Consider the following 22,933-nt stretch of genomic DNA (forward strand, 5'->3'; position numbering starts at 1 on the left):
GATGTGGTTTTTATTTACAAAAAACTCGAAATCCTAACTGGACTTCGAGTTTATAAATTTATTTAGTAAAGTTGTTCAACTCTATCTTGGATATCTTGACTATCTAAGAATTCGTCATAAGTGGTATCCATTCGGCTAATAATTCCCTTTGGTCCTACTTCGATGATATGGTTGGCAATCGTTTGAATAAACTCATGGTCGTGAGAAGTAAACAAGATTGACCCCTTGTAAGCTACCAAAGCATCGTTTAGCGAAGTAATTGATTCCAAATCTAAGTGGTTGGTTGGATCATCCATCACCAATACATTCGCCGGTTGAAGCATTAATCTAGATAATTGACAACGAACCTTTTCACCACCGGAGAGAACATTGATCTTCTTTTCAATGTCATCCCCACTGAAAAGCATTCTACCCAAGAAACCTCTTAAGAAAGTATTGTCGTCCTGTTCTTTATCAGCGTATTGACGTAGCCAATCTAAAATTGATAGATCATCATTGTTGAAGTTAGCGTTCAAATCGCGAGACATGTAATTAAAGGCGGTTGTTTGACCCCAAGTTACAGTGCCAGTGTCAGGCTTAATATTACCTACAATAATTTCCATCAAAGCAGTTGTAGCAACTGTATTTCTTGATAAGAATCCAACCTTGTCACCTGGACGAACAATGAATGATACGTTGTCTAAAAGCTTCTTGCCTTCAACAGAATAAGAAACATTTTCAACTTTTAGTAAGTCATTACCTAAATCGCGGTGAAGATCAAACTTAACAAATGGGTATTTTCTTGATGATGGACGAATGTCATCAAGTGTGATTTTTTCAAGCTGTTTCTTTCTTGAAGTCGCTTGCTTTGATTTTGAGGCGTTGGCTGAGAATCTTGCAATAAATTCTTGCAACTCTTTGATCTTTTCTTCTTTTTTGGCATTTTGATTTGCGGCTAATTCAGCTGCCAGCTTACTTGACTTGTACCAGAAATCGTAATTACCAACATAAAGCGTAATCTTACCGAAGTCCACATCACACATTTGCGTACATACTTGATTCAAGAAGTGTCTGTCGTGCGAAACTACAATAACAATATTTGGATATTCGGCTAGGAAGTTCTCTAACCATTCAACGGTATGAACATCCAAACCGTTAGTAGGTTCGTCCAAAAGCAAGATGTCAGGATTTCCAAATAAAGCTTGTGCTAGCAATACCTTAACCTTAGCTGATTCAGGGAAATCCTTCATTAGCATGTCATATTGGTCTTCAGTAAAGCCCATAGATTGTAACAATTTACCAGCATCGGCTTCTGCATTCCAGCCATCTAGCTCAGCGAATTTGCTTTCTAATTCTGCAGCTCTAACTCCATCTTCATCGCTAAAATCAGGCTTAGCATAAAGAGCATCCTTTTCTTGCATTACTTGGTAGAGTTCTTTATGACCTTGGATAACCGTTTCCATGATTGAAAAATTATCAAAGGCAAAGTGGTCCTGGATTAAACTGGACATTCTTTCATTTGGATCAATACTAATTTGACCGGTTGTTGGTTCAAATTGACCTTCAAGCAACTTTAGGAATGTAGACTTTCCTGCACCATTTGCTCCGATTACTCCATAACAATTTCCTGGAGTAAATTTCAAATTGACATCTTCATACAAGGTCTTTCCTGATAAGTTGAGACTTAAGTCTGAAACAGTGATCATTAAGTTAGCAATTCCCTTCTAAAAACACTTATATCATTATTTGGTTAATTATACAGAATATTCAACGGTAATACCAACAAAAAAGAGAAAAATTCCTCACACAGAATTTTCCTCTTAAAAGATATATAAGAACATCTAGCATGTCTACCCTGAATGACATACCAGAAAAATAAATATGAGTATACCATGAGCTAATAGCTCCATACTAGGTAGTTGACCCTACCCAAGTTATATTTTACCATGTTTTGGCAAAAAAAGGATATAGACGCTTTAGCCCCACTAGTCTTCTAATCTATCTTCCACCCAGCCTTGCAATTCAGCTAAATGAAACTTTTGAACGGAACTAAAGGTCAAAAGCTGATCCTTGTCTCTTAAGCCCAAAGACTTTTTAATAACTGAAATAGCTTTATTCACCTGGCTTTTCTTAATCTTATCGATTTTTGTAGCTACAACCAAAATTGGAAGGTCAAGATATTGAGCGTATTGATACATAGCAATATCGTCTTGGGTTGGCTCATGTCGACCATCAACCAAGATCATCAAACCTTTTAAATTTTCTCGAGTTTCAAGATAGTCTTGAATCATTTCACCAAACTCTTGGCGCTTTTTTTGTGATACCTTAGCATATCCATACCCTGGTACGTCAACTAAATAAAATTCGCCATTGATTCGATAAAAATTTAAAGTTTGTGTCTTACCCGGTTGTGAAGACGTTCGAGCTAAATTTTTCCGATTGATTAAGGTATTGATCAAACTAGATTTTCCTACATTTGATCGACCGGCCAAAGCAATTTCAGGAAAATTATCTTTAGGGTATTGGCTTTCTTTAACTGCACTTACGGCATATTCACTCTTTTTAATTATCATTGGCTGAAACCTTTTCATCTAGTTCATCATCACTATGACGAATTATCTTTGGTTGAGCATGCTCTGTGATAACTTCTTTAGTTACTTGAACTTCCTTGATGTCATCATCACTTGGAGTTCTGAACATAATGTCCATTAATGCATTTTCAATAATCGTTCTAAGGCCACGTGCACCCATATTTCTGTCAGTAGCTAGTTCTGCTATGGCCTGCAATGCATCAGGGTTAAAAGTCAATTTTACGTTATCTAGCGATAATAATTTTTGGTATTGCTTAATCAATGCATTCTTTGGTTCAGTTAAAATTCGAATCAAGTCTTCATTGTTCAACTTGTTTAAAGTAGTAATTACCGGAATTCTACCAATAAATTCTGGAATTAAACCAAATTTAACCAAATCGCCAGTAGTTAAGTGCTTAGTCCAATCATCAGCATCAACTGTGTTCAAATCGTTTTCTGCACCAAAACCGATAGTCTTCTTGCCTAAACGGTTCTTAACGATTTCTTCGATACCATCAAAGGCACCACCAACAATAAATAGAATATTAGTAGTATCCATACGGATCATTTCTTGTTGTGGGTGCTTTCTACCACCTTGAGGTGGCACAGAAGCAATCGTACCTTCCAAAATCTTTAGCAAGGATTGTTGCACGCCTTCGCCTGATACATCACGAGTGATTGAGACATTTTCTGCCTTTTTAGAAATCTTATCAATTTCATCGATATAGATGATGCCTCGTTCTGCTCTTTCCAAATCGTAATCAGCATTTTGCAACAATTTTAGCAAGATATTTTCAACGTCTTCACCAACATAACCGGCTTCAGTCAATGTAGTAGCATCTGCAATTGCAAATGGCACATTTAAGATTCTAGCTAGAGTTTGAGCCAAGTATGTTTTACCTGAACCTGTTGGTCCGATCATTGCAATGTTTGATTTTTGAAGTTGAGTTGATGAATCAATATCTGCTTGGCCAATTCTCTTGTAGTGATTATAAACGGCTACTGATAAGACTCTCTTAGCGTAATCTTGACCAATTACATATTCATCAAGCTTTTCCTTGATTTCCATTGGCTTAGGCAATTCACTAGAACTCTTCAAATAATCAGCCTTTAGTTCATCGTCAATTATTCTCTTGCAAAGGTCCACACATTCATTACAGATATAAACACCATTACCAGCAATAATCTTTTTTACTTCTGCTTGTGTTTTGCCGCAAAAAGAACATTTTATTTCTTCTTGTTCTGGGAACTGTGTTGGCATAAATTTTCTCCCCTTCCTATATTTACAAACTTAAGATTATCATAAAATCGAAGATAATAAAGCAATTAGCTTAATAAAGAAAAAAGCGACTGCTCTACAGTCACCTTTTTTCTTAACAAACAATAATTTGATCGCTTGTGTTTATTTTAGTCTTCTTTTTCTTCCAACTTAGCCTTAGCAACTTGCTTTGCGTTGTCAGTTACTAATTCCATTGCCTTACGAACAGTAATGTCGTGAGTCAACATTTCATCGCTCAAAGTGTTACGAACAGTCTTTTCATCCATGTTGTATTCGCTAGCAAGAGCTTTGATTTCGTCGTTGATTTCTTCTTCTGTAGCCTTGATATCTTCCTTCTTAACGATTGCTTCAAGAACCAAGTTAGTCTTAATTCTTTCTTCTGCATTAGTTGCAAATTGAGCTCTCATTTGTTGTTCGTTGGTGTTAGTCAACTTGTAGAAAGTTTGAGGGTCGATACCTTGACGTTGCATACCACCCAAGTATTGGTTCATTTGAGCAGTTACATCTTCTTGGATCATTGCGTCAGGAATTTCATCGATCTTAGCATTCTTTACTGCACCTTCAATAGCAGCTTCTTGAATGTTGTCGTTAGCAGTTTCTTCCTTTTGTTCCTTCAATTCCTTCTTGATCTTTTCCTTTAATTCATCAAGAGTTTCAACTGAGTCATCAACATCCTTAGCGAATTCATCGTCTAATTCTGGAAGTTGCTTAGTCTTAACTTCGTGAATCTTAGTTGCAAAGTGAGCTTCCTTACCAGCAAGATCCTTTGCACCGTATTCTTCTGGGAAAGTTACAACAACATCAACGTCTTCGCCAGCTGCGTGACCTTCAAGTTGATCTTCGAAACCAGGAATAAATACGCCTGAACCTAATTCAAGTGAGTAGTTTTCTGCTGAACCACCGTCAAATGCTTCACCATCGATAGTACCCTTGTAGTCGATTACAACAGTGTCGCCCTTTTCAGCCTTGTCCTTCTTAAGAACTAATTCAGCGTTCAATTCTCTACGCTTTTCTAATTCAGCGTCGATGTCCTTTGCGTAAACACGAGTGTTTTGCTTTGGTACTTCGATGCCCTTGTATTCGCCCAATTCAACTTCTGGTTCAACTGAAACGATAGCCTTCATAGTCCAAGCTGCACCTTTGTCCATTGAAACTGGTTCAATTCTTGGTTGACCAACAGCAGCAATCTTAGCTTCCTTGATAGCTGCAGTATATGCGTTTGGTAAAACCATGTTCAAAGCATCTTCGTACAATGCTTCTTCGCCGTAGAATTGATCGAAAATAGCACGTGATACGTGACCCTTTCTAAAACCAGGAACACGCAAGTTCTTCTTTACTCTCTTAAAAGCTTGGTCTAAACCTAATTTGATTTCTTCTTGTGAAATTTCAAAAGTTAATTCACCGGAAGTCTTACCGGTCTTTTCCCATTTAACAGACATTAATTAAATACCTCCAATGTCAAATTTGAGTTTGCTACTTGCATACTAAAATATCTTACCTTAAACAGACTTAAATTACAAATTTTAGGATAAAAAAAGATACACTCCTTATGAAGAAGTGCATCTTTTACATATATCGTTAGAAATTAGTCAAGGATTTCAGTAACTTGACCGGCACCAACGGTACGACCACCTTCACGAATAGTGAACTTAGTACCCTTTTCGATGGCAGCTGGCTTAATCAAAGTAACAGTAAATTCTGTGTTGTCACCAGGCATAACCATTTCAGTACCTTCTGGCAATACGATTTCACCAGTGATATCAGTAGTGTGGAAGTAGAATTGTGGACGGTAGTCTGAGAAGAATGGAGTGTGACGACCACCTTCGTCCTTCTTCAAAACATAAACTTGTGCCTTGAATTTTTCGTGAGTTTGGATTGAGCCTGGAGCAGCCAATACTTGACCACGAACAACTTGGTCACGGTCAATACCACGAAGCAATACACCAACGTTATCGCCGGCTTCACCCAAGTCCAAAGTCTTGTGGAACATTTCCAAACCAGTAACAACTGACTTGATAACCTTTTCTACCAAACCAACGATTTCAACTTCATCGCCGACCTTGATTTGACCACGGTCAATACGTCCTGAAGCAACAGTACCACGACCAGTGATAGTAAATACGTCTTCAACTGGCATCAAGAATGGCTTGTCAGTTTCACGTTCTGGAGTTGGAACGTATTCATCAACGATGTTCATCAATTCCATGATCTTAGCTTGAGCTTCTTCGTCACCTTCCAAAGCCTTCAATGCTGAACCACGAACAACAGGAACATCATCACCAGGGTAATCGTATTCGCTCAACAAGTCACGAACTTCCATTTCAACCAAGTCAATAAGTTCTGGGTCGTCAACTAAGTCGCACTTGTTCAAGAATACAACGATGTAGTCAACACCAACTTGACGAGCAAGCAAGATGTGTTCACGAGTTTGAGGCATAGGACCATCAGTTGCAGCAACAACTAAGATAGCACCATCCATTTGAGCAGCACCAGTGATCATGTTCTTGATGTAGTCTGCGTGTCCTGGAGCGTCCATGTGTGCGTAGTGACGCTTTTCAGTTTCGTATTCAACGTGGGCAGTGTTGATAGTGATTCCACGTTCCTTTTCTTCTGGAGCTGCGTCGATACCAGCGTAGTCCTTAGCTTCTGCCAAACCTTGCTTAGCTAAAACAGTAGTAATAGCCGCAGTTAAAGTAGTCTTACCGTGGTCAACGTGACCAATAGTACCAATGTTAACGTGTGGCTTAGTTCTAACGTAATGTTCTTTTTCTGCCATTAAAATGACCCTCCTGTATATTTGCAAGAAGTCCGTTGAGATAAGCTAACGGATAATTCTCTGTTGAATATTGTACTACTTTCATTCGCAAATTCCTAGTAAAAAATATCGGAGTTTGTACTAATGAAAATAACCTTAGCTAATTATACTAAATCGTGTTTAAAAGTAAACTGTTTTTACAAAATTATTTTGGCAAGTTGCTTGCAATTTTCTCTAAAAGAAGCTGATCTTCGTGTCCATTTCGATTTTCGATAAAATCAAGCATGTTTCTAGTGAAGCTAGCAGTGTTGCTGATATAATTTGCTAGCAGCGGATATAACTGCCCTACAAACAAGTTTACTTCTCCAATTACATATGGCAATTGATTAGGTCGATTGCGATATCTATCGCCCACTCCATACATGATTTCGCGGTATATTGGAGATTTCTGCATTAATTCTGTTTGCAATGGAATAAATTTTTCCAGCTTTCCTAAGACTAACACACTGATCTCTTCATCAATTTTTAGTCTGATCAAATCCTCACATAAGGATATTCTTACAGCAAAATTTGTCGTAGGATCCAATAATAAACTTTGCGCAAAATTCATAAAATTAGACAGATTCAGCTTCAGCAATTGCTGATAATCTGACAAAGTTACTTCCTTTTGGTTTCTAAAATCAGCCATGATTTTGTTTTGTTCTGATTCAGATACTGGTTCAATTACTAGATTTAATTTTTGATTTAACTGTCTTTGAAGTTCTTCAGCTTCAATAAAGAAATTATTTCTTGAAAGAATTTGACAATAAGTATCAAAGATATTTTGATCTGAAAAAAGATCAGACTCCTCCTTGATTAGTGAGTATGCCTGATCATTTTGATCATTCTTACAATATAGCCGTGAAAGATAAACTGCTATTTTCTTTGAATACCCAATTCTCAGTGCATCTTCAAGATACTGAATTGCTTCTTCCAACTTACCCTGAGCATCGCTTTCTTTAGCAAGTTGATATAAATTTTCTTGGCTATTCATTTTAAAATACTATTCCTTGTCTTCCTTGTCTGCTACTTTCTTTCCAGCTTTATTTGAATTGTTTGTCTTGTGTCTTGGTGAACGATTCTTTGTGTTCTTTGGGCGCTTAGTTGCTTTTTCATCTTGTTCTGCCTCGCCAGCCTTCTTTTGAGCAATTCGGTGACGATTTTGATTTACTTCCATTACAACTGGAAGAACGACAGGACGACGATTAGTTTGTTTGTACAAGAATTTTTCTAAATCATTGCGAATATCTTGCTTCAATTCTGTCCAATCAAACTTCTTGTGCTCAAAGTTATTGGCAATCGTAGTCTTGATCAGTTCTACTGCATCCCTCATCAATTGATGATTTGCCTTAATGTAGACAAAGCCTCGACTAGTTACTTGAGGTTGAGCAATGATCTTTTTCTTCTTGCGATCAATCGTTACTACAGCTATGAAAATACCATCATCAGACAATATTTCACGATCACGCAAAACGATATTACCAACATCGCCGACACCGGAACCATCAATCATAATATCTTCGCCTGGAACTGGAGCTGATAAGAAGAATCTTTCTTGCTTAAAGTCGTAGTCATAAGACTCACCATTATGGGAAATAAAGATATTATTCTTATCCATACCGGTTTTAATTGCTAAATCGCGATGAATTTCCATCAAACGATATTCACCAATTACTGGGAACAAGAATTTCGGCTTTAAGATGTCAATTAGCATTTGCAAATCACGCCCTGTGGCATGGCCACTAGTATGCTTATCTCTACCTAGTTCGATAACCCTACCACCTGCGCGGTAAACCATATCGCTAGTTTCAGCTACCATTGTTTCAACCGCATGAGATGGCGTAGTCGCAATAAAGACCAAGTCATTTTCGTGAATGCGAATCATGCTGTGACGCTTATTAGCCATCTTTTGCAATGAATTCAATGGCTCGCCCATTCTGCCAGTTTCAAGAATAACTGTCTTATCATCTGGAACAGTCTTTAAATCCTTTACGCGCATTAAAAGTCCGTCTGGAATATCTAAATATCCCAAATCCATTGCTGTTCTGACAATCTTAGCTAAGTCTCTACCAGTTAAAAGCACTCTGCGACCAGTAACTGCTGCTGCAGTAATAACTTCTTGCACGCGGTTCAAGTTACTTGCCTTAGCGGCAACAATAATTCGTCCCTTGGCATTTCTAAATACATCTGTTACATAATGTGCAATATCTTGCTCTGAAACACTTGGATACCAACTTTCAGCATTAGAAGAATCACTCAAAAGCGCCAATACGCCTTTAGTTTCAATTTCTGCTAATCTATCCATGTCAGTTCGATACATTGGATCAGCAGTTGGATCAAACTTAAAGTCGCCAGTATATACGATTTCACCAGCTGGTGTATGTACGACAATTCCTAATGAATCAGGAATTGAGTGAGTTGTATGGAAGAATGAAATGCTTGCATTCTTGAAGTCAATTTCAGTATCTGCATCGATGACGTTAAATAGATGATTCTTGATCTTTTTATTTTCGCGCTTAACTTCAATTTTAGCTAATTCAATTGTCAACTCGGAACCAAATACTGGAATATCATATTTTCTTAAAATATATGGCAATGCTCCGATTGAATCAGCATGTCCATGAGTTAAGAAAATCCCCGCAACTTTATCTCCATATTGTTCAAAGAAATTTAAATCTGGGATAACTACATCAATTCCAAACAAAGAGCTGTCTGGATATTTTAGTCCTGCATCCAATACAAATATTTCATCGTTAACTTGAACGGCAAACATATCCTTTCCTTGTTCACGAACGCCGCTCAAAATCATAATTTTGATTTGATCTGCCATCATTAACTCTTTCCTATACTTATTAATTTGTTTTTTTAAAACTTATGGATCTTTAGATCACAACGTAGACATAAATCTGTACTAATTTTAGCATAAAGACATACATGATGACAAAAACAAAAAAGCCAATCCAAACGGATTGACTTTTTTAAGATTAACGACGTAATCCCAATCTCTTGATAAGGCTACGGTAACGTTCAACATCATTATTTTGTAAGTAACGAAGCAAGTTACGACGGTGACCGATCTTCTTAAGCAAACCAACGTATGAGTGGTGGTCGTGCTTGTGTTCCTTCATGTGAGCAGTCAAGTTGTTGATGTCAGCAGTTAAAACTGCAACTTGTACTTCAACAGAACCAGTGTCACCTTCGTGAGTTGCGTATTCCTTAATAATAGCGTCTTTTTCTACTTTTGAAATTGCCATAATTATTTCACCTTTCAATATTTAAAATTGCCACTAACAACGTTTACCGTAAGGTGTATACGAATAAACAGCGTCAATGGTTCAACAACATCATATATGATACCTGCTATTTTTTTAAAAAGCAAGTATAATTTACCTTGCACTTATCACTATTCTTAAGTATAATCATTAAAGTAAAACTATCGACTGATGGAGGTGAAATTCATGCCACAAATTAAATCAGCTATTAAGCGTGTAAAGACTCAAGAAGAATCTAGAAAGCGTAACGCTGCTCAAATGAACAAGTTAAGAACTGCTGTAAAGAAGTTCAAGACTGCAGCTGCAGCTGGCGACGAAGACGCCTCCAAATTACGTTTGGAAGCAGAAAGCGCATTGGACAAGGCAGCTTCAAAAGGTTTAATCCATAAGAACAAAGCTGCTCGTGACAAGAGCCGTTTAGCTAAGTTAGCTAAGTAATGAATAAAAAAGATCAGGAATTAAATTTCCTGATCTTTTTATTTTACCCTTAAACACCTAAAACAAATAATTTGATAAAGCTATTGTCGCGATAAATTCCAGACTTATATTTAAATTCTAGTTCAATTAACTGATTTAATAACTGCTTTAACCTTTCGGCCGTTGCCCGTGATTTCAAAGCAAGCTTTACCCGGTAAGGATGAACGCCTAATTCTTTCACGATTTGCATTTCTGATCTACCTCTTTTAGATAGAACTTTAACCATCAGTAGCAATTCAATCTGATTTTGAAACACTGCAATTAATTGAACTGGATATACGCCCTCTCTTAGTTGATCATCAAGTCGCTTAACGGCTTCACTATACTTACCACCAAAAGCTGATTCTAAAATTGCAAAGATATTTTGTGCTAACGACATATCTATGTTGCTATCAATCAATTTTTCGGTCAATTTATTGCCATCGCTAATATTTTTCAATTTTACGTAATTGCTTAAAGCAATATCAACCACTTGATCGCTTCGATCCAATAACATCTGCAAAGCAGATTGTGAGATCTGATATCCTTCTAGCTTTATCAAAGACTTGATAAAGGATGGAAGCTCGTATTGCTTGATTTGTGTTTCGACAACATTGAAATTTGCCACTGCAACTTTACTAATTTTCTTGCGTCGATCGATATTTTCATAACTTGCTTCAATGATAATTACATCATCCAAATTATTGCTGTTTTGAAAGATCTGAAGCAATTGCTTAACTTGACTTTCATACTTTTTAGGACTTTTAGCAGTCAAGAAGAATGGATTTTTGACAGTAATTAATCGCTGACTAGAAAACAGACTTGCTTCTGTTAAAACAGCGATCAATTCATCTAAGCCATCAACTTCACAATCAATCGTAATTTTATCAAAAGAATTGAACCTATCTTCTTTAGAAATAGATTCAACTACATAATCATTCAAAAAGTTATCACTCCCATAAATGAGAGTGTTATTTTGTTTGCTACTATTTTTAAATAAAGATAGAATTGTCACTTTTTACCTCGATTAAAAAATTCAAATTTTGTTTGATCAAAATCGTTATAATACCAGCTAATCATACCACATTCTTGAGTCGAAACCCACGGTATTCTCTGCTGGCTAAGCGTTAACAAGGTTTCTTGATGGGGATGCCCAAATCGATTGTTTCGCCCGGCAGAAATAAATACCATCCTAGGTGCTATAGCTTGCAAAAACTCCGGATTGGATGAAGTTTTACTGCCGTGATGTCCTAATTTGAAATAATCGACTTTAAATGCTTGGTGTTTAATGATTTCTTTTTCACCAGCTTGATCCAAATCCCCTGTAAATAACCAGCGCTTTTTAGCTAAAACAAAGGTTAGCGATAATGAATCTTCGTTTTTTCCTTGTCCTTCTACATATGGATAAACAACCTCAAAGTTGATTTTGCCAGTATTAACCTGCATCCCTGCTAAGAGTTCAATGATATCCGTATTTCTAACCACCCCATCAATTCTTTTTTTAAAGGATTTATTCTCTAATAAACCCTTAGCACAATACAATTTTTCTACTTTTATCTGTTTGAGCAGTTCGCGCAAATCACCTACATGGTCAGCATCTTGATGAGTGACAAAAACTCCATCAATTTTGCCTATTCCTTTTGCTTTCAGAAATGGGATAGTTATTCGATTAAGTTGCGGATCAATTTTCTTGTTAGAAAAATTCAACTTTCCTCCTGTATCGATCAAATAAACTTTGCGAAAAACTGGTGTTGTAATTAAAATACTATCCCCTTGTCCAACATCAATAAAAGTCACCTGCCCTGAAAGCGGAAAATGAATTCCAACAAAACAGGCAATATATCCAGCTATCAAGCCTAATTTCAGGCTATTTTTTATTTTTAAATTACATTTAGGCTGACAGCAGTAAAGGATCAAAACAATCGTAACCAAAAACAAAATAATGCATTGCCACCAATTTATTTTACCAAAAGTAATTAAGCCCCAGTGCTTTTGAGCTATTTCATAAATCTCGTATTCAAATATTCGCAGCACTTTTTCAAAATAAAGCGACCAAGCAGGATTAATTGCATAAACAAATAAATTTACGAAGACAATTGGCATAACTATGAAATTAAAATATGGTACTACAATCCAGTTAAAAGTGACAGTTAAAAAATTGATTTGAAAGAAAAAATACAAAAGAAATGGCGTCAAAAGCAAATTCAGAAAAAGCGATTGCTTAAATTGCGAAAGTTTTTCTGTCAGAATTAATCCTAGCATTAAGACATAGCTTAGTATTGCACCTACTCCTAAAAATAATTTAGGAACAAGCAATAGATGAAGTATGCAAGTCAGCCCTAACAGATCTAGCTTGCTAAACATCCAGCCATGCCATTTGGTTATTTTTCCAAGAACATAAGTTAAAGAAGCACGGATAAATCCGGCCTGGCCCGCACTCAAAAATATTTCAACTAGCAAAATTAACAAACAGCAAACAAATGCTTCTTCTTCAGTTAGTTTCAATTTATAGCAGATAAGATTGATAATTAGCGTATAAATTCCCACATGAAGTCCTGAAATACTCAACAAATGAATTACGCCAAGATCTCGATAATTATTTAAAATCTGCCGGGTATCTCTGGATGGATTTTCAGCCAAAAACAATTCACTAGTAAAAAATCCTAATAAAGCCGGCATTTTGGCAAAATACTGTTGCAAATAATATCTGATCTGATGCAATTTATCAATCCATCTTTGCTTAGAATAAATAAACTCAGCTTCTTTAAAGCTGACTCGTTGATAAATATTTTTATCCCGGCTGTATTGTTGATAATCAAATTCACCATAGTTCGTGGCTCCATCTATCGGTCTGATTTCTCCTTTAATATTAGTCAAATAAAAGCTTCGTCCTTTAGCTATCTGCTGCTTTTTTACTTTTCCAGCAAGCAAAACTGTTTGCCGTCCGATATGACCTTTTCCAGATAGCCAGCCATCCTTTATGCTTATTTGATCTGGGTAAACCAAAATCTTACTTTCAGGAGTAAGCTCTGAATAAATTCGCCGATTTCGATTGCTAAAAGAACATGCCAAACAAGATCCCAAACTTATAAGCAAGATCAAAATCAACATTTCTTTATACTTAACTAGCAAAAGAGCCAAAAAGTACAAAGCAATTGCCAAAACAACAATTTTTTGTGCTAGTCCGAAATTTGCTTGAATTAACAAGCTGCACGAAATCAGCCAAGCAGCCAATAAAAAGAGCAGCCCTGGCTGAGTTAGTTTAAACTGCCAATTGATCTTTGAAACCTGCAAAAATCTTCTCTCCTATTCCAGAGACTTCCATTATGTCTTCGACCTTCTTGAATCCACCATTTTTCTCACGATATTCAATGATCTGCTCAGCTCTTTTTTGACCTACGCCATTTAATTTTTGCAATTGATCAACCGTGGCTGTATTAATATTGACTATTTCCGCATTTTTATTGTCAGATGCAGCGGATGAAGACGTTGAGGTAGTCGCCTCATTTCCGGCCTGTGCAGCAATTTTTTCGCCTTTATGAGGAACATAGATCTTATCTTGATCCTTTAACATCAATGCCCGATTAATTACCTTGATATTTGCTGATTTAGTCAATCCCCCAGCAGCTTCAATTAATTCCTGCACTCTGGCGCCACTTTTCAAAGTATATACGCCTTGCCTCTTCACAGCTCCAAAAATATCGCAGGTCACAGTACTACTGTTTTGACTAGAGGCAGCAGTTTGGCTACTAGTAGCATTTTCTTTGTCCTGCACCCTTTTGCTTGTAGCACTATTTTCAGAATAGCTTCCAACTAATTGATCATCTGTTTGATCATTTTTTCTAAAAAGAAGAAACACTACTGCCAATAAACAGATTCCAATAAGCAGATAATTCTTCTTTTCTTTGATAAATTTTTTGATTAAATCAATATCCATAAAATTACCCTCCTAATATTAAATACGCAAAAAAAGCCCAAAAATTTTTTTGGACTTCAAATTTTTTAAAATTTTTTATTTAATATTGCTTTTTTAGGTAATTCAATGCATCTTCAAATGTGCTCACTGGCACAATTTTCATTTTGCTATGAATCTCTTTAGCTGTTTTCTTTGCAACGGCATAGTTAGTTTGTGACTTCTTGATGCCTGTTGAATCAGTTGGAGCAAAGAAAACTTCTGCTCCTGCACGATCAGCAGCAACGACTTTCTTGTCAACTCCGCCAATCATTCCAACTTTGCCATTTACATCAATTGTTCCTGTTCCAGCAACAACATGATTTTTAGTTAGATTTTGTTTGGTGAAGACTTGGTAGCATTCCAGCGTAAACATCAATCCTGCCGATGGCCCACCTATGTTGCCAGCATCAATTTCAATCTTAGGTCTTGTTTGAACAGTTGTATGTTCTACCAGCTGTATTCCAATTCCAGCTTTCCCTGTCCCCTTAACCTTAACGATTTTTCCAGTATAACGTTTCGTTTCTTTATTGCGCAAAATCTCGATCTCTACCTTGCTACCAACCTTTTGGCTTTGCAAATACGACATCATATCAGCAGTAGACTTAAATTTATGGCCGTTAGCAGCTATCAGTGTATCTCCAATTTGGAGCTTATTTTTAAAGCTGGAATTTTTCTGTACTCCCATAACGTATACACCATGATAGTTCAATTTCGGTTTAATACCTGCTTTTTTGGCCGCATAATAAATCGCCGTCTGCTGTGAGGTCTCCATGTACCAATTCTGCAATTCATTATATTGGCTATTGCTTTGCCCGCTTAGTAATTCTTTACTAGAAACGCGCTCATCATATTTTTGCGTAAAACTCCACAAGTATGCAATTACTGGGACGGGCTCATTGCTAATGCTGACCGTTACCATATACAGATTATTGGGACTCTTGGTCTTGCTTTTTACAAATTGGCCAACTAGGAAAGCCTCACCTGGACTTTCTAGATAATAATCTGTTGGCCATAGCGCCACAATAACAAGTAATGATGCAAGTGCAATCCCAAGCAGCCATTTTTTTAGTTTCTTTTTACCGCGTTTATTTTTCATGATTTAACTTTTCGTTTAACACCTTTGCAACTTCAGCTGGCACAAACTTAGAAATATCCCCATTGAAATAGGCAATTTCTTTAACCATGCTGGAAGCTATTGCCATATTTTCGGCTTTAGTTGTCAAAAATATCGTCGCTACCTCTGCATCCAACTTTTCATTCATAATGGCAATTTGCTGCTCATAGACAAAATCACTCGTATTGCGCAAGCCGCGAACTATTACTTGCGCATTAACTTCTTTAGCAACTTCAACTGTCAATGCAGCTGGACGAGCTATTATTGTTACATTAGACCAATTACTTGTTGAACTTTTGAGTAAATCTACCCGTTCTTTAGCTGTTAACAAGCCTTTTTTATTGGTATTGGTCATTACAACAACATATAAATGATCAAATAGTTTAGAAGCTTTAGCTATGATATCCAAATGTCCATTAGTAACCGGGTCAAAGCTGCCGGGGAAAATTGCAACTGTCATTTTTCTACCTTCTGATAAAATCGTACAATCGTCTTGCCTAAATGATGTTCTTTAAATAAATCAAAACCTTCAACATCTGGCAAACTAGTTTCATTATCTGTTTCAGCCACAACAATTGCCTCAGGATTTAACAATTCAAGCTTATCCATTTTTTTCATGTCTTTAGCAATTTGCTGCTTAGCATATGGTGGGTCCAAAAAAACTAAATCAAACTTTGCATTATTTTTAGCTAAGAACGGCAAAGCTGCTGAACTAGGCTTTTTGTAAATTTCAAATCTATCCTCTTCTTTGGTCAAAGCAACATTTTTACGGATAATTTCGACAGCTTCAAAATTGATATCAACCAAAACTGCCCGGTCAAAGCCTCTTGATACGGCTTCAATCCCCAAAGCACCACTTCCAGCGTATAAATCTAACACCGCTCCTCCATCAAAAAATTGCCCTAAGGAGTTAAAAAGAGATTCCTTTACTTTATCGCTAGTTGGTCGCGTTTTGTTGCTTTTTAAAGTAAATAGATTTCGCTTGGCGTACTTTCCAGAAATTATTCTCACTGAAGTTTATCCTCACTTCCGTTTTGTCTTTTTTCTAATTCTTGCTCTGCTGACAAAGCCAAATCAGAAACTTGTTGTTCAATATGCTCGCTTGTCAAATCTAGTTGATCTGTGACCGATAATTCAATTCTTTCAACAAATGGCAAAGCTCTAATTTCATCAATAGTCGCTTGGTCATCTCCATCGATATACATTATGCAATACCGAAATTTCTTAGAGAAATATACTATATCGCCGTAATACCTCAATTTAAATTGCTCGCTAACATTCGTTAAGTAGACAATCAATCCCTGTCTACCAGTCATACCTGCTACTGTTAAATCAGTATTGATGTTCATTATTCTACCCCTTCTTGTTTTTGTTGTAGTCTTTTTTCGGTTGCTGAAACATTAAGCACGATTCCAACACAAGCCGTTAAAACCATGATTGATGAACCACCATAAGAGATAAATGGCAAAGTAACCCCAGTAATTGGAAGTAAACCCAATAAAGCACCTACGTTGAAGAAGGTTTGGGTGAAAATGATTGTTGTAATTCCGTAGCAAAGCAAAGCATTGTATTGTGACTTAGCTTTAACACCAACATCCATAATCCACCACATCATCCAAAACAGCAAGAATAGGATAATGATCGTAACAATTACCCCTAATTCTTCCGCAGTAATTGATAAGATAAAGTCAGTATATGGTTCAGGCAAATAGCCCTTCTTCTGCATACTGTTTCCTAACCCTGTACCAAATAGGCCTCCATTATGAATGGCATAGTATGAGTTTACTAGCTGTGCTCCGGATCCTTTTTCCAATTTGAAGGGGTGCAAAAAGGCCAATAACCGTTGGAACTGGTAGCTGTCTTGGATAAATTTAGGATTCCAAATAACAATAAGTGAAAAAACTACTACAACAAATAGCAATAACCCTAATAGACTTCTTAGAGCTAATTTTGTTGGTATTCCTGAAACCATCATCATTACAAAAGCAATCATGAATAAAATCGACATACCACCAAAGTCTGGTTCCATCAAAACCAACACCATCAAAAAGCCAGTGATGATCATTGGGTGAATTAGATTTTCTAAAAACCGTCCCTTGACCAATTTTCCATCTCGTTTATCAAGAACAAATGCTAAATAGAAAACTAAGCTCAATTTGGCAATTTCCAATGGTTGCAAGTTAATAGGGCCAAGATTAATCCAACCAACTGCCCCATTGACAGCTGCTGCTGATCCCTTGGTAAATTTCAAGACAAGCAAAAACCCTAGCATAGCAATACTTACCAGTAAAAGCCATTTAACTACCTTTTTGTTCTTAAATATGCTCAATTTTACTGCAAAGCACGGAATACCTATAAACAAAAATGAGAACGCAACAAAAAAGGCCTGCCTTACTCCATAAGTAGTAGGATTAAATCCATTAATCAACAGAATATAGGAGCTTGAGGAATAGACCATGACGATTCCTAAAATAGTCAAAATAACATATGGCACAAATATTTTCCAGTCAAGATAATGTAGTTTTTTCCACACGGATAAATTCGGCTCCTTACAAAAAAAGATTATCTTTAATTATAAGCCTTTTTTACTTATACGGGAAACCCTAACTTCGTCTTCAGTTAACTAATTCTGTCAAAAATTTTTGCTCAAAAACAAAAAAGAATTATCGCTAATGCGGTAATTCTTTTTTAACTGATTTGTTAGTTTACACGATTTCTCTTCTTGTCAGCCTTTTGTCTTTCAGAAGTGTTCAAGATCTTCTTTCTCAAACGAACTGATTCAGGAGTTACTTCACAGTATTCATCATCGTTCAAGAATTCAATTGCTTCTTCAAGAGTAAGCTTCTTAGGGGTCTTGATTGCTGCTGCGTGGTCCTTACCAGCCGCACGCGTGTTAGTCAAGTTCTTACCCTTAGTTACGTTAACCGCAATATCTCTTTCACGGCTTGATTGACCAACGATCATACCTTCGTAAACTTCAACACCAGCACCGATGAACAACATACCACGTTGTTCAACTGATTGAAGTGAGTAAGTTGTAGATTGACCTTGGTTAATTGAAACCAAAGCACCATTTCTACGTCCTGGTTCCCAGTTCTTAACTACTGGCTTGTATTGATCGAATGTATGGTTCAAGATTCCGTAACCACCAGTTTGTGACATGAATTCGTTGTTGTAACCAATCAAACCACGTGAAGGAACTAAGAAAGTCAAACGAGTTTGGCCGTTACCGTTTGATTCCATATTTTGCATTTCACCTTTTCTTTGTGAAAGGGAATCGATAACTGAACCAACGTATTCATCTGGAACGTCAACTTGAACAGCTTCGTAAGGTTCACACATTTGACCATCAATTTCACGGTAAATAACCTTAGGACGTGATAATTGAAGTTCAAAACCTTCACGACGCAATTCTTCAACTAAGATTGAAAGGTGCAATTCACCACGACCAGATACAGTCCAAGCATTCAATTGATCGGTTGGTTCAACCTTCAATGAAACGTCAGTACGAGTTTGACGAATCAAACGATCTTCCAACTTCTTAGGAGTTACTTGGTCACCTTCACGACCAGCAAATGGTGAGTCGTTGGCAACAAAGTCCATTTGAAGAGTTGGTGGGTCAATCTTAAGGAATGGCAATGCTTCTGGTTGTTCAGCAGATGCAATAGTTTCACCAACGAAAATGTCGTTAATACCACTAATTGCAATGATATCGCCGGCCTTAGCTTCCTTGATTTCGTTTCTCTTCAAACCGAAGTATCCAAAGAGCTTAGTAACACGGAAGTTTTGAGTTGAGCCGTCGCGCTTCATAACAGTAATGTTGTCGCCAACCTTAACATGACCGCGGTAAACTCTACCTACACCAATACGACCTACGTAGTCGTCCCAGTCAAGCATAGTGATTTGGAATTGAAGTGGTTCATCTTCATTATCAACTGGGGCTGGGATGCTCTTGATAATAGTATCGAAAATTGGATCCATAGTTTCCTTTTGGGCAGCTGGATCAGAATCATATGATGAAGTACCGTTCAAAGCAGAAGCGTAAACTACTGGGAAGTCAAGTTGTTCATCATTTGCTCCCAATTCAATGAAAAGTTCAAGAACTTCGTCCAAAACTTCATCTGGGCGGGCACCTGGACGGTCAATCTTGTTAATAACAACGATTGGCTTAACACCTGCTTCAAGCGCCTTCTTAAGAACAAAACGAGTTTGTGGCATAGTACCTTCGTAGGCATCAACCAAAAGCAAACAACCGTCTACCATGTGCATGATACGTTCTACTTCACCACCAAAGTCCGCGTGTCCTGGGGTATCCAAAATGTTAATAGTTGTATCATGGTACTTCACAGCAGTGTTCTTTGACAAGATAGTAATACCACGTTCACGTTCAATATCATTTGAGTCCATTGCACGATCTTCTAGATTTAAGTGCTCAGGTAAAGTATCTGATTGCTTAAGCAATTGGTTAACCAAAGTAGTCTTACCGTGGTCAACGTGGGCAATAATCGCGATATTCCTAAGATCGTCTCTTCTTTTTTCTGACAAAAGTATTTCCTCCCCATCCTTCAATAAAAAAACTGTGACCCTGTCACAGTCTCGGTAGCGTAAAACGCTATATCGAAGTACTTCATATTCTGTATGGTTTCGTTGTTTGATTGTACCACCTAGTTATTAATGGGTCAACGATTTTGCGCTAAATGTTCAAGACTTTTATGCGTAAAATTTTTTGCACTAACCTAGCAACCAACCGGCTTTTTATGGTACAAATATAATATAGAAAATTTATAAAGAGGTAATTACATTGATTTTAATGAAAGATATTACTCGTGATGGAAATCCTGTTTTAAGACATGTTGGTAAGAAACTAACTTTTCCATTGAGCGAGCATTACCAACAATTAGCTAATGATATGATGGAATACTTGATCAACTCTCAAGATCCAAAAATCGCTGAAAAACATCAATTACGTGCTGGTGTAGGTTTAGCCGCACCACAAGTTGGCGAAAGCGTTCAAATGGCTTCTCTTTTAGTGCCTGACGATCAAGGCAATATCATTTTCAAAGAAACTTTTGTTAACCCAGAAATTATTTCTGAATCCGTTCGCCAAGTATGCTTAAGCGAAGGCGAAGGTTGCTTGAGCGTTGACAAAGTTATCGATGGTTATGTACCAAGACCTGATAAGTTAACTATCCACTACTTCACAGTTGATGGCGAAGAAAAGACTATCCGCTTGAAGGATTACCCTGCTATTGTTGCTAGTCACGAAATTGATCACCTTAATGGTCACCTTTTCTACGACCGTATCAATAAGCAAAATCCTTTTGCCTTGGCTGACGACACTATCGTTATTTCTTAATAATCGTCATTGACATTTAACATTTAAAAGACCAGTAGATTATCTTAACGAGTTATAATTTACTGGTCTTTTTATATGAAAGCGATATTATTTCAGATTAATAAAATAAGATTAAGCTTGATTCTATACTTGAAAGTTCAAATATGATAGACTTTTATTAGCTATTGGGCATTTTTGTGTCCTATTTCGAACAATTTTCAAATTAATAAGGAGATTATAAATTATGATCTACAAAGTTTTGTATCAAAAAGACAAGATTGTTAACCCACGTAGAGAAACTACTCAAACTCTTTACATGGAAGCAGACAACCAAGTCCAAGCACGTACATTGGTTGAGGATAACACCCCCTACAACATCGAACTCATCCAAGAACTTACTGGAAACTCACTTAAGTACGAACAAGAACACGCTGATTTTAAATTAACGTCGTTCGATGAGAAGTAATTCGCGTGCGAATCAAAAATAATGAAGTTGCCATTTTCGCAATTGGGGGTTTACACGAAATTGGCAAGAACATGTATTGTGTTCAATATCAAGACGAAATTGTCATTATGGATTGTGGGATCAAGTTCCCTGAGGATAACCTCCTAGGTATCAATTACGTTATCTCTGACTACTCATACTTGGTTAAAAACCGTAAAAAAATCAAGGCTTTAGTTGTCAGTCACGGACACGAAGACCATATTGGTGGTATTCCTTTCTTACTTGAAAAGATTCCAGAAATTCCAGTTTATGCCACTCCATTTGCATTAGCCTTAATCAGAGGCAAGCTAGATGAACATGGAATTTTGAGTACTACTGAAATCCACGAAGAACATGAAGATACTGTTCTAAAATTTAACAAATTAAGCGTTAGCTTCTTCAGAACTACCCACTCAATTCCTGATACTCTAGGAATCGCTGTTCACACCCCATTAGGTGCGGTAATTTTTACAGGAGACTTCAAGTTTGACTTAACGCCTGTAATGAATCAACCTGCTCCAGATTTCCAAAGAATGGCTAAGTTGGGGGATGAAGGTGTTTTGGCCCTTTTATCGGATTCAACTAATGCAGAAGTATCGCAGTTCACAAAGTCTGAGCGATTTGTTGCTAAGTCATTGCATGATATCATAACTGGAATCGATGGCCGTATTATTTTTGCCACTTTTGCATCTAACCTCTATCGTGTATCTACAGCTATTGAAGCTGCGATCGATACTGGGCGCAAGGTCGCAATTTTTGGTCGTAGTATGGAAAACGGCGTACAAAACGGAATAGATTTAGGTTATCTAAATCTACCAAAGGGATTGATTGTCGATTCAGATGAAATCAATCGTTTACCGCCTGAAAAAGCTATGATTCTATGTACTGGTTCTCAAGGTGAACCACTTGCAGCTTTATCTAGAATTGCTAATGGTACTCACCGTCAAATCAGCTTACAACCAAATGATACAGTTATCTTCTCTTCTAACCCTATTCCTGGTAACACGCTTAGCGTAAATCACCTGATCAACAAGTTGATGGAAGGTGGCGCCAATGTTATTCACGGTCGTGTAAACAACGTTCACACCTCTGGACATGGTGGACAAGAAGAATTGAAGATGATGGTTAGATTGGCTAAGCCAAAGTACATGATCCCCGTTCACGGCGAATACCGTATGCAAGTAATTCATACAGAACTAGCTCAAGAAGCCGGTGTCCCTGCAGAAAACACTTTTGTTTTAAGCAACGGTGAAGTTATCTGCTTTGGACCTGATTCTGCAAGAATTGCTGGCCACATCCCTGCCGGAGATGTTTATGTTGATACTTCCGGTACTGCTGATGTTGGAAACGTGGTTGTTCATGATCGTCAAGTTCTTTCTGAAGAAGGTTTAGTTGTTGCAGTAGCAACTGTTGACTATAAGCATAAACGCGTTTTAGCCGGTCCTGATATTTTAAGTCGTGGATTTGTTTACATGCGTGAATCAACTGAATTAATCAGTCAAGCTCAAAAGCATGTATATCACGTTCTTAGAAATGAAATGGCTAAACCTGACAAATCTAAGGATAGCGACATTAGAAAAGCAATCGTTGACAATCTTTCCGACTTCTTGTATTCAAAGACTGAACGTCGGCCGATGATTCTGCCAATGATTATCGAAAAGAAGTAATTTGAATAAATAAAGGATAAAGTCTAGG

At 37.1% G+C, this 22,933-nt stretch carries 21 protein-coding genes; 4 read left to right on the forward strand and 17 right to left on the reverse strand.

Annotated elements, in window-relative coordinates; genetic code table 11:
• Window positions 1–62 precede the first annotated feature (62 nt).
• The 8 genes from BN53_RS05480 to rpsO form a co-directional block, all read right to left on the reverse strand.
• Window positions 63–1,685, reverse strand: coding sequence for an ABC-F family ATP-binding cassette domain-containing protein (locus BN53_RS05480; protein ID WP_009559935.1), 1,623 nt, complete (start codon window positions 1,683–1,685; stop codon window positions 63–65).
• A gap of 279 nt (window positions 1,686–1,964) precedes the next feature.
• Complete coding sequence (gene yihA, locus BN53_RS05485; RefSeq protein ID WP_009559936.1) at window positions 1,965–2,552, reverse strand: ribosome biogenesis GTP-binding protein YihA/YsxC; 588 nt, start codon at window positions 2,550–2,552, stop codon at window positions 1,965–1,967.
• Window positions 2,542–3,810, reverse strand: a complete 1,269-nt coding sequence (clpX, locus tag BN53_RS05490) for an ATP-dependent Clp protease ATP-binding subunit ClpX (RefSeq protein WP_009559937.1) — start codon at window positions 3,808–3,810, stop codon at window positions 2,542–2,544. Before clpX ends, yihA begins: the two co-directional genes overlap by 11 nt.
• Before the next feature lie 146 nt (window positions 3,811–3,956).
• The gene (gene tig / locus BN53_RS05495; RefSeq protein WP_009559938.1) at window positions 3,957–5,267 is read right to left on the reverse strand and encodes a trigger factor; all 1,311 of its coding nucleotides are present in this window, start codon (window positions 5,265–5,267) and stop codon (window positions 3,957–3,959) included.
• 146 nt (window positions 5,268–5,413) lie between these two features.
• Window positions 5,414–6,604 (reverse strand): elongation factor Tu, encoded by a 1,191-nt coding sequence (tuf, locus tag BN53_RS05500; RefSeq protein ID WP_009559939.1) that lies wholly within the window; start codon window positions 6,602–6,604, stop codon window positions 5,414–5,416.
• A 184-nt stretch (window positions 6,605–6,788) separates the two neighbouring features.
• The gene (locus BN53_RS05505; protein ID WP_009559940.1) at window positions 6,789–7,616 is read right to left on the reverse strand and encodes a hypothetical protein; all 828 of its coding nucleotides are present in this window, start codon (window positions 7,614–7,616) and stop codon (window positions 6,789–6,791) included.
• 9 nt (window positions 7,617–7,625) lie between these two features.
• The gene (locus BN53_RS05510) at window positions 7,626–9,452 is read right to left on the reverse strand and encodes a ribonuclease J (RefSeq protein ID WP_009559941.1); all 1,827 of its coding nucleotides are present in this window, start codon (window positions 9,450–9,452) and stop codon (window positions 7,626–7,628) included.
• Between the two features lie 154 nt (window positions 9,453–9,606).
• Window positions 9,607–9,876: a 30S ribosomal protein S15 gene (rpsO, locus tag BN53_RS05515; RefSeq protein WP_009559942.1), complete on the reverse strand. Its 270-nt coding sequence runs from the start codon at window positions 9,874–9,876 to the stop codon at window positions 9,607–9,609.
• A gap of 204 nt (window positions 9,877–10,080) precedes the next feature.
• Between rpsO and rpsT the strand changes: the two genes are divergently transcribed.
• Complete coding sequence (gene rpsT / locus BN53_RS05520; RefSeq protein ID WP_009559943.1) at window positions 10,081–10,332, forward strand: 30S ribosomal protein S20; 252 nt, start codon at window positions 10,081–10,083, stop codon at window positions 10,330–10,332.
• A 49-nt stretch (window positions 10,333–10,381) separates the two neighbouring features.
• On the opposite strand, the gene holA is transcribed toward rpsT, so the two are convergent.
• The 9 genes from holA to typA all read right to left on the reverse strand — a co-directional run bounded on the left by holA (window position 10,382) and on the right by typA (window position 19,964).
• On the reverse strand, window positions 10,382–11,365 hold the full coding sequence (gene holA, locus BN53_RS05525; RefSeq protein ID WP_040537338.1) for a DNA polymerase III subunit delta: 984 nt from the start codon (window positions 11,363–11,365) through the stop codon (window positions 10,382–10,384).
• The gene (locus BN53_RS05530; RefSeq protein ID WP_009559945.1) at window positions 11,362–13,644 is read right to left on the reverse strand and encodes a DNA internalization-related competence protein ComEC/Rec2; all 2,283 of its coding nucleotides are present in this window, start codon (window positions 13,642–13,644) and stop codon (window positions 11,362–11,364) included. The genes holA and BN53_RS05530 overlap by 4 nt, the downstream gene beginning before the upstream one ends.
• Window positions 13,613–14,287, reverse strand: a complete 675-nt coding sequence (locus tag BN53_RS05535; RefSeq protein WP_009559946.1) for a helix-hairpin-helix domain-containing protein — start codon at window positions 14,285–14,287, stop codon at window positions 13,613–13,615. Before BN53_RS05535 ends, BN53_RS05530 begins: the two co-directional genes overlap by 32 nt.
• Window positions 14,288–14,366: 79 nt before the next feature.
• Window positions 14,367–15,401: a SepM family pheromone-processing serine protease gene (locus BN53_RS05540; protein WP_009559947.1), complete on the reverse strand. Its 1,035-nt coding sequence runs from the start codon at window positions 15,399–15,401 to the stop codon at window positions 14,367–14,369.
• The gene (coaD, locus tag BN53_RS05545; RefSeq protein ID WP_009559948.1) at window positions 15,391–15,879 is read right to left on the reverse strand and encodes a pantetheine-phosphate adenylyltransferase; all 489 of its coding nucleotides are present in this window, start codon (window positions 15,877–15,879) and stop codon (window positions 15,391–15,393) included. Before coaD ends, BN53_RS05540 begins: the two co-directional genes overlap by 11 nt.
• Window positions 15,876–16,430: a 16S rRNA (guanine(966)-N(2))-methyltransferase RsmD gene (gene rsmD, locus BN53_RS05550; protein ID WP_009559949.1), complete on the reverse strand. Its 555-nt coding sequence runs from the start codon at window positions 16,428–16,430 to the stop codon at window positions 15,876–15,878. The genes coaD and rsmD overlap by 4 nt, the downstream gene beginning before the upstream one ends.
• Entirely contained in the window at window positions 16,427–16,768 is a 342-nt protein-coding gene (locus BN53_RS05555; RefSeq protein WP_009559950.1) for a YlbG family protein, read from the reverse strand. The genes rsmD and BN53_RS05555 overlap by 4 nt, the downstream gene beginning before the upstream one ends.
• Entirely contained in the window at window positions 16,768–17,952 is a 1,185-nt protein-coding gene (locus tag BN53_RS05560) for an FtsW/RodA/SpoVE family cell cycle protein (protein WP_009559951.1), read from the reverse strand. Before BN53_RS05560 ends, BN53_RS05555 begins: the two co-directional genes overlap by 1 nt.
• A 167-nt stretch (window positions 17,953–18,119) precedes the next feature.
• Entirely contained in the window at window positions 18,120–19,964 is a 1,845-nt protein-coding gene (gene typA / locus BN53_RS05565; protein WP_009559952.1) for a translational GTPase TypA, read from the reverse strand.
• A 256-nt stretch (window positions 19,965–20,220) separates the two neighbouring features.
• Between typA and def the strand changes: the two genes are divergently transcribed.
• The 3 genes from def to rnjA all read left to right on the forward strand — a co-directional run bounded on the left by def (window position 20,221) and on the right by rnjA (window position 22,905).
• Window positions 20,221–20,775, forward strand: coding sequence for a peptide deformylase (def, locus tag BN53_RS05570; protein ID WP_009559953.1), 555 nt, complete (start codon window positions 20,221–20,223; stop codon window positions 20,773–20,775).
• A 223-nt stretch (window positions 20,776–20,998) separates the two neighbouring features.
• Window positions 20,999–21,220, forward strand: a complete 222-nt coding sequence (locus tag BN53_RS05575) for a DNA-dependent RNA polymerase subunit epsilon (protein WP_009559954.1) — start codon at window positions 20,999–21,001, stop codon at window positions 21,218–21,220.
• 5 nt (window positions 21,221–21,225) lie between these two features.
• Window positions 21,226–22,905 (forward strand): ribonuclease J1, encoded by a 1,680-nt coding sequence (rnjA, locus tag BN53_RS05580; protein WP_009559955.1) that lies wholly within the window; start codon window positions 21,226–21,228, stop codon window positions 22,903–22,905.
• The last annotated feature ends 28 nt before the right edge of the window (window positions 22,906–22,933 follow it).

The organism is Lactobacillus pasteurii DSM 23907 = CRBIP 24.76 (genome assembly GCF_000297025.1).
GTDB classification, from domain to species: domain Bacteria; phylum Bacillota; class Bacilli; order Lactobacillales; family Lactobacillaceae; genus Lactobacillus; species Lactobacillus pasteurii.

Bases quoted from the DNA above. Each gene is read 5' to 3' on its own strand.
- BN53_RS05480 (WP_009559935.1), bottom strand. From the start codon at position 1,685: ATGATCACTGTTTCAGACTTAAGTCTCAACTTATCAGGAAAGACCTTG.
- yihA (WP_009559936.1), bottom strand. From the start codon at position 2,552: ATGATAATTAAAAAGAGTGAATATGCCGTAAGTGCAGTTAAAGAAAGC.
- clpX (WP_009559937.1), bottom strand. From the start codon at position 3,810: ATGCCAACACAGTTCCCAGAACAAGAAGAAATAAAATGTTCTTTTTGC.
- tig (WP_009559938.1), bottom strand. From the start codon at position 5,267: ATGTCTGTTAAATGGGAAAAGACCGGTAAGACTTCCGGTGAATTAACT.
- tuf (WP_009559939.1), bottom strand. From the start codon at position 6,604: ATGGCAGAAAAAGAACATTACGTTAGAACTAAGCCACACGTTAACATT.
- BN53_RS05505 (WP_009559940.1), bottom strand. From the start codon at position 7,616: ATGAATAGCCAAGAAAATTTATATCAACTTGCTAAAGAAAGCGATGCT.
- BN53_RS05510 (WP_009559941.1), bottom strand. From the start codon at position 9,452: ATGGCAGATCAAATCAAAATTATGATTTTGAGCGGCGTTCGTGAACAA.
- rpsO (WP_009559942.1), bottom strand. From the start codon at position 9,876: ATGGCAATTTCAAAAGTAGAAAAAGACGCTATTATTAAGGAATACGCA.
- rpsT (WP_009559943.1), top strand. From the start codon at position 10,081: ATGCCACAAATTAAATCAGCTATTAAGCGTGTAAAGACTCAAGAAGAA.
- BN53_RS05535 (WP_009559946.1), bottom strand. From the start codon at position 14,287: ATGGATATTGATTTAATCAAAAAATTTATCAAAGAAAAGAAGAATTAT.
- BN53_RS05540 (WP_009559947.1), bottom strand. From the start codon at position 15,401: ATGAAAAATAAACGCGGTAAAAAGAAACTAAAAAAATGGCTGCTTGGG.
- coaD (WP_009559948.1), bottom strand. From the start codon at position 15,879: ATGACAGTTGCAATTTTCCCCGGCAGCTTTGACCCGGTTACTAATGGA.
- BN53_RS05555 (WP_009559950.1), bottom strand. From the start codon at position 16,768: ATGAACATCAATACTGATTTAACAGTAGCAGGTATGACTGGTAGACAG.
- BN53_RS05575 (WP_009559954.1), top strand. From the start codon at position 20,999: ATGATCTACAAAGTTTTGTATCAAAAAGACAAGATTGTTAACCCACGT.